The 6,617-nt window shown below is 51.4% G+C and carries 8 protein-coding genes and 1 tRNA gene; 7 read left to right on the top strand and 2 right to left on the bottom strand.

The window, feature by feature from the left end:
• The first annotated feature begins 128 nt into the window (after nucleotides 1–128).
• From HX873_RS32150 to HX873_RS29300, 7 genes are all read left to right on the top strand, one after another.
• On the top strand, nucleotides 129–374 hold the full coding sequence (locus HX873_RS32150; protein WP_177123596.1) for a hypothetical protein: 246 nt from the start codon (nucleotides 129–131) through the stop codon (nucleotides 372–374).
• A gap of 15 nt (nucleotides 375–389) precedes the next feature.
• Nucleotides 390–465: transfer RNA gene (locus HX873_RS29320), tRNA-Thr, on the top strand.
• A gap of 112 nt (nucleotides 466–577) precedes the next feature.
• The gene (locus tag HX873_RS29315) at nucleotides 578–1,381 is read left to right on the top strand and encodes a hypothetical protein (RefSeq protein WP_177069285.1); all 804 of its coding nucleotides are present in this window, start codon (nucleotides 578–580) and stop codon (nucleotides 1,379–1,381) included.
• Between the two features lie 587 nt (nucleotides 1,382–1,968).
• Nucleotides 1,969–2,325, top strand: a complete 357-nt coding sequence (locus tag HX873_RS29310) for a hypothetical protein (RefSeq protein WP_177123595.1) — start codon at nucleotides 1,969–1,971, stop codon at nucleotides 2,323–2,325.
• A 500-nt stretch (nucleotides 2,326–2,825) separates the two neighbouring features.
• Nucleotides 2,826–3,065 carry a hypothetical protein gene (locus tag HX873_RS29305; protein ID WP_256347425.1) on the top strand — a complete coding sequence of 80 codons (240 nt, stop codon included), beginning with the start codon at nucleotides 2,826–2,828 and terminating at the stop codon, nucleotides 3,063–3,065.
• An 11-nt stretch (nucleotides 3,066–3,076) separates the two neighbouring features.
• A complete protein-coding gene (locus tag HX873_RS31890; RefSeq protein WP_242487124.1) occupies nucleotides 3,077–3,373 on the top strand; it encodes a hypothetical protein in 297 nt (98 codons plus the stop codon).
• Nucleotides 3,374–3,444: 71 nt separating this feature from the next.
• Complete coding sequence (locus HX873_RS29300) at nucleotides 3,445–4,371, top strand: hypothetical protein (protein ID WP_177069283.1); 927 nt, start codon at nucleotides 3,445–3,447, stop codon at nucleotides 4,369–4,371.
• 50 nt (nucleotides 4,372–4,421) lie between these two features.
• Here the strand turns inward: HX873_RS29300 and HX873_RS29295 are convergent, their stop codons facing one another.
• Together HX873_RS29295 and HX873_RS29290 are read right to left on the bottom strand one after the other, a co-directional pair.
• A complete protein-coding gene (locus HX873_RS29295) occupies nucleotides 4,422–5,252 on the bottom strand; it encodes a hypothetical protein (RefSeq protein ID WP_177069282.1) in 831 nt (276 codons plus the stop codon).
• 98 nt (nucleotides 5,253–5,350) lie between these two features.
• Complete coding sequence (locus HX873_RS29290) at nucleotides 5,351–6,322, bottom strand: hypothetical protein (protein ID WP_177069308.1); 972 nt, start codon at nucleotides 6,320–6,322, stop codon at nucleotides 5,351–5,353.
• Nucleotides 6,323–6,617 lie beyond the last annotated feature (295 nt).

The following is a 6,617-nucleotide window of genomic DNA, read 5'->3' as shown; positions in this document are numbered from 1 at the left end:
AGCTCCCTCGCCACAAAACCTCATCTGAAGCTAAATGGGATTAACCGCGAATACGGTGCTCGGTGAACTCATAATCCTCCTGGCAATCGTCGGTCGGGTCCGCCGCCACACCAGGTGCCGTTCTCGGTTTGAATTGGCTGGGTTTGCTGCGCATCGCGGAAAAACGTGATGGTGAAGCGGCCGTCGGGCTTGAGGTTGTTGTTCCAGGACAGGAACTGGCACTTGCCGCTTTCTGCACGCAGGCCTTTCCAGTGATCCAGCGCATGGGATTGGCGGGGTTGGGGTGGCTGAAACGAGGCCGCGCAGAGAAAACCCGGTCGGTTGCAAAAATAGTCAGAATTCAGGGGTTTACAGATGCTTGCCAATCGCTATAATCGTCGCCCTAACACGCCGGTATAGCTCAGTTGGTAGAGCAACTGACTTGTAATCAGTAGGTCCCGGGTTCGACTCCTGGTGCCGGCACCATTTAAAAACAAAGGCTTGCAGCGATGCAGGCCTTTGTTTTTTGTGTCATACGTAACAAGGCACGTAACAAGCAACCAGTTTTCGCTTCCTCATCGTCTGTAGGGATACGGTAATGTCGTGGATCGACTATGCACAGGGCCTCCTGGACAAAAGCTGGCTTGGCACGTTGCTTGGGATTGCAGGCATCACATTCGCGGTCCTTACATATCTATGGACTCGCAGACGAACCAGCTTGGCCTATGTCTACCTGGGAGAGCATCTCCTGGGGAGCGCCTCAGACGCGCTGCCACCAGAGATAGTCGTTCAATACGACGGCATGAGCATTCCCCGTCTAACCAAATCCACACTGATTTTCTGGAACAGCGGCGAGAACACCGTTAGTGGTGCAGACATTGTTGATAAGGACCCCCTCCGGTTCCGCGTAGGAGACGACGGCAAAATCCTATCCATCTCGATAGTGAGGTCCAGTCGTGCGGTAAACGATTTCTCATTCCGCGAACTTCCAGATCACATTTTTAATGAGATGGGATTCACTTTCAATTTCCTCGATGCAAACGATGGGGTTGTGGTGGAGATTCTGCATACCAGTACTGATCGGCACCCTCTTATTAAGGGCACCTTGAAAGGTCTTCCAGCGGGCATCCGGAACTTTGGTCAATTCACTCGCCCCAAGCCCCAAAAGAAAAAAACCGGAAAACTAGGCGCCATTGCCTCAGATGTAGTCCCGTTCATCGTGTTCGTGTCGATCTACCTCTCTGCTATCTATGCCCCGCGACCTTCATTCTTTTCTCAGACAGCAGATACCGGGCTTATCTTCTACTCCTTCGCGGGTGCCGTTTCAGGCATGTGGATCACCAGCAGGTTCTTTACAAGGCGCAGATATCCGAAGAGCCTCGTTACAGAGGCTCTTGAGTAAACCCAAATATTCATTCACTTGCACGTGGTGCTACACAGATCTGCGACCAAGCGAACAACCATATTCGGAAGTGTTACCCAGAGCCTGGAAGCAGATATCGATCGACAGGCGGGTTAATCAATGGCCCCGCAAATCTAGTGCCACGGTACTGTCTGAACACGTCGAGCGTCACCCTCTCTACATACGAGAAAATTTTTCCGGTGTGCACATCAAAAGTGCGTAAGAAGTGTAAGTCAGATTTTTTATCTATCTCTATCCCTTATATTTCAATAGCTTAGAACCATTTCTAAACCGTAAGTAGACTGTCAGATCAGTGTCGGCGCCGAACAGTTCGTGACTGTAAGTGAGGACGTTCTCAACCTACTGTTTTTAAAGGGGTTTTTTCAGATGCGCTCCTAGCTTAGACTTTTTGATGACGTGACTGTAAGTGGCGCCCCCCAATGAATCCGGGGCTTTTCAGGCGTTTTTCGCCCCGCTGACGCCACTTACGTGTCAGGAGGGGGTGTACCTGGAAAAAGTTTTCAGCAGCCCTTCAGGCCCGCCACCCCAGACTGCTCTCGCCTCGTGACTTTAATCCGGAGAACACCATGAAAAAGCCTAGCTCCGTCGCTCCCATTCCAAAAATTGAAGTCATCAAGAAAGGCACCCTATGGGAGGTCCATTGGGACTACCAGGAAGGGCCGGCCAGCCTGATTCTGTTCAACCGCGCTGACTACCTACGGGGCTATATAGATGGTGCGCTGGACATCCTTGGGATTGATCCCGATTGCGTGTGCTGCGCAAGCGGCGTGACCGGCACAGTAAAACGACTGACTCAACATCAGGCCGAGATACTTGAAGGCGCATTGAACCAGTTGCTGGTCCCGTTGGTAGAAGCGGAATTCGCCCGCCTGGAACGCCTCGCTGCCCTTCCTCATGTACGCGGCGCCGCTGCAAAAGCTTGAAACCCCTCTCCCGAACTTAATCAGCCTGCCAGGCCCAGCCGGCGGGCGACTCCCTGCATAGGCTGAGACACGCCTTTTAACTGCAATGACGTGCACTTTCTACCGGTTGCGATTCTGAAAACTCCCTAGTTCGAATGTTTTTATATTTTCGACTCAATGAAACCCGGGCCTCCAGCTCTGCCCCGTTCGTGATCGCCTGCAGCCCCCCTGTGCAACCGCACCGTACTTTTCTTCAAAAATTTACAATCTGTGAAACTGCCGATCGCCCGCGGAGCGCCTTGGCCCTTCTGGGCTGCAGGTTCGTTTGCACTACATCCTGGATTGCACAAAAGGACGCAAACCCCGTCGGCGGGAGGGGGATAAGTGCTTTTTCAGCCGATTTTTTCTTCACGCCAGAGTTTCACCCGACAGGCCGACCAGCACTTCGTCGGATCCCTCCCCTGCGCGATAGCACGCCAATATACTGTTCACATATACAGTACATAGTGCAGGTATCGGTAATGAGCCCAAGTAACCCTGTTGAGGCGTGGACGATTCAGACCTGGATGTCATTCCTGCGGGACAAGCAAGCACTAATCAGGCATCCAGGTGCCCACCATAAGGTGCTGGTGGATGAGGCTCACGCGCTACACAGAGCAAATCTGATCGACCGAGATGGGCTAAGCGATCTTCTTGAGCAAGCGGATTGTGCTTTGGCTTATGCCGTGGAAGCGCTTCTGGATGAACCAGGCGAGGAATAGGCGGACTTCTTATGCATATGCTGATCACACCCATGCGGAGCAAAGGCGTGGCTCTGAGCCCGCTAGAAAGAAGGCGCTACCCAGCGATTAGGGGAAACGTTCTTGTTAACGCACAACTATCGCCAGAGCTGGGACGTAGCTCAAACGTAGCGAGAGTGTCCAAAGGAATGCCGCTCGAACCAGACCCCCTCCCTTTACTGCAGGACGCGACACTGTCGGGAATGGCGCCGACCGGTTTTGTGTTGAGCGGTATTGAGTACATAGACGGATGTGCGTACGCACAGTCCTGGTGGTGCCGCTTGGCATAAAAATCACCGTGCACCCTGAATTTCTGTTTCAATTCTTGAGAATCAACTGACTAAAATTCTGAGTATCCAGCATGGACGTTGAAGCAAAGTATTATCTTGGATCTGTAACTCTCGACAAAAATAAAACGTTAGCTCTTGAGTGGAGCGAGTACGCACTTCTAATTAAAGCCCGGCGCATATTAAGCGACGCACTAAATATAGAAGAAAAGTACGATGTCGCACTATGCAATTACATGGAGTTCGAAAAAGAACAATTAACAATAACATTAGACAACTTAGTTAATAGCATTCACTATGACTACAATCGCACCTATGAGGTCCTATCAACTCTAAATCGCAGACTGGTGAATTTTTTATCAACCGGAAGAAAATATACCGAACTAGTAGCTGGCCTCGCGGCGAAGTGTTCCAGCAATAGCTCTGAGACAGAGGCTTCAATTGGCGCGCTGCTAAGTAAGCATTATGATGAATGCTTAGACTATCGAGCTATGGAAATTCTCAGAAACCATGTCAACCATAGTGGCTTAGCTGTACACACCGTTAGTGCACCTAGCAGCTGGACCATAGACGACAATAAAAAAGTAGATCAGCTAGTTTTCAATCTAGAAATATATGCAGAAAAGAAAATTTTAGCGGAGAACCCTAAATTCAAAAAAGCTGTACTTAACGAACTTCCCGAAAAATTCGACCTAAAAAAAGGTGCACGATCATACATTGGCGCCATTAGTCACGTACATGAAGAAGTACGAAAAACCATACGCGAAAACGTAGACGGCGCAAGAAACACAATAGAAGAATATTTAAAAAAGCATAGTGACCTAAACGACGGAGCATCATTCCCTATTGGCGCTTTCATAGAAAGGCCCAATACTCCAGTCGAAACACCGACAATGATCATTCTGGACTGGGATAACGTGAGGGTTGGGCTATCCAAAAAGAATTTATCTATATCCAATATGACCCGACGACATATCAGTAGTGCCTTAGTAACGAAATAAATCTCCTCCAAACTGAGCCGGCAATTAAGCCGGCTCAATTACATACCCACTTAAACGACTTGTGAACTTGCTTGATCGACCGCTTCAGACACCGTACTCCACTGCCGTTCCATATGAGCCATCATGCGAGCCTCGTCCGTTTCAATCCCAAAGTCCTGCCGTATAGCAATCACCACTTTTGCTTGAAGTATTGCTAGCGGCTTCATATCTACCATAAGTTCGTGATTGTATTTTGCACACAGCTCATAAAACTCACTAGTTGCCACTTGCCTATTTTGGGAGAATTCAGCGGCCTGACCACTCAAAAAATCAAAACTCTCCTTCAGTCCAAACATAGCATTTTCATCTGGACAGCCACCCTCCCGTAGATTATTCATCGCTCCGATTACTCGTTTGACGTCAATCATTGCTTGGTCGTACATACCTCCATAGAGATTCATTTCTGCTTTTAACGTTTGCATTGGCGAAAGCGCAACTATCACCTTATGTGTGAGCTTCCAATATTCCACGCCGAGGCTGTCAACTGCTTCTTGTGTCCCTGGCGGGGCAACCAACGACAGCTTGGCCGCTGCAACATATAAGCCCTCCAGTCCAGCAGCAACATTCTGATTGCTAGGGTCTTCGTGCGGAAGCTTTCCAAAATAACTACTGGCCTTAGTCATTTCTGCGACAGCCGACAGATAGATCTCTCGGCGAAGATTATTCATCCGGTCAATATTTTTTTCTTTCGCATCATGCGCAAGCTGAAGAGATAGCCGTTTGTTATTGCCAAAGTTAGCGACCAAGTTAGTAATCGATGTAAGCGTAGCACCCGCTACAGCACCAATAACCCCCCACACCGGTCCAGGAATAGATTCGAATATGCTGACTGTGCTGCTCATGATTGTCCCTAATTTTGACCATGTGTTTTGGATCCGCTTTCAACATCGTACGGTACGCGCCCCTCCACTTACCACCGACTCATCTCCTCGGAGTAGCGTCAGAGAGTGATCGACTTAGTTCGACTGGACAAAATCATCGCTTTACCCGAATTATCCGTAAACGCAGCAGCGTTACCAGGTGCCGGTGTAGGCCCATGAGTATGACTCGCCAGTTGGATGTTCATCTGCTGCACCAGATCGAGCAAATCACACAGCACCTGCAGCACGTTCACCCCCTCGGACCCCAACCAGGTCTTGGGCGCCACTAGTCGCTGGCTGACCGCCGCTACGCTCTTACGCAGTCCCTGAATCCTTTCCTCCATGTCGCCGCCCACCGTGGCGTTGTGCTTCTGCCCCACCACCAGGTTCAAGTCCCGCCCGGTCGCCTGGTGTAGATCATCCACCGCCGCCAGGCTCGCAGATCCGCCCGACAGCAGCTTCAGCGCGCCCAGGGCTTCAAGAGTCTTGATACCCCCTACCGACTCGGTTGAATGATCGTCCACGGTCCTGGTGTGGCTTTGGTACCGCTCGGTGTTGCCCATCGCTTCCACTTCCCGCTCGATCGCCTTGTCCAGGATCTTGCCGTCAGTCTGGCGCAGCCAGTTGCCGTCCGCGTCGACACGCTGCTGGCAGGCCTCGCTGTGCTGCCACACTTGGTCACCCTTCGGCACGCTGGGCATGCTCAGGCCGTGGGGCAAAATGGTTTGGATATAGGGCTTGTGTGGCAGGCCGTAGGCAAAGCACACCACCACTTGGGTGCCTTCCTCAGGGAACGCATAGATGCCCATTTCCTCGCCACCAGTGGGCAGCGGCAACGGCACACCGGCCAGGATCGGCAGCTTGGTATCTGGCTCGCCATCCGGCCCCATGACCTCGATGTCGACAGCGTAGCGCGGCCGGAAGTCGTCGCAGATCCCGGCGCCGGCGGGCGCGTCAGCCACGGCGACAACCCGGGTAAAGCGTGGCAGGTGGTAACCGCCGGTGAGTTCGGGGAATTGTCGTTCTACGCTGCGGCGGATTGCGTCGTCTATCGGATGACATCTGATTGTCGATGAGCACCACACTAGTGATGCGTTCGCCCTTCCGACTTTTATGCCAAATTATGGGTAGCCAATAATTATGACGTATCCATAAAACGACATAACTGCACGAGCCGCATGATTTTGCATCCTGAACTGGCTGCAGGAATGGCAAACCTGCCCTTCAAGCTCAGCGTTTTGAGAAGACGCGACAGACTCATATTCAGGCCGCCAGAACCAAGCCCGGCAGCAGCAAAACGAAACAACTATTTCCCCAGTTGCACCCACCCCACCACCACGCTACCCT

Source organism: Pseudomonas sp. P7758, from assembly GCF_013386485.1.
Lineage (GTDB): Bacteria > Pseudomonadota > Gammaproteobacteria > Pseudomonadales > Pseudomonadaceae > Aquipseudomonas.
This window is presented reverse-complemented; position numbering and strand designations above follow the sequence as displayed.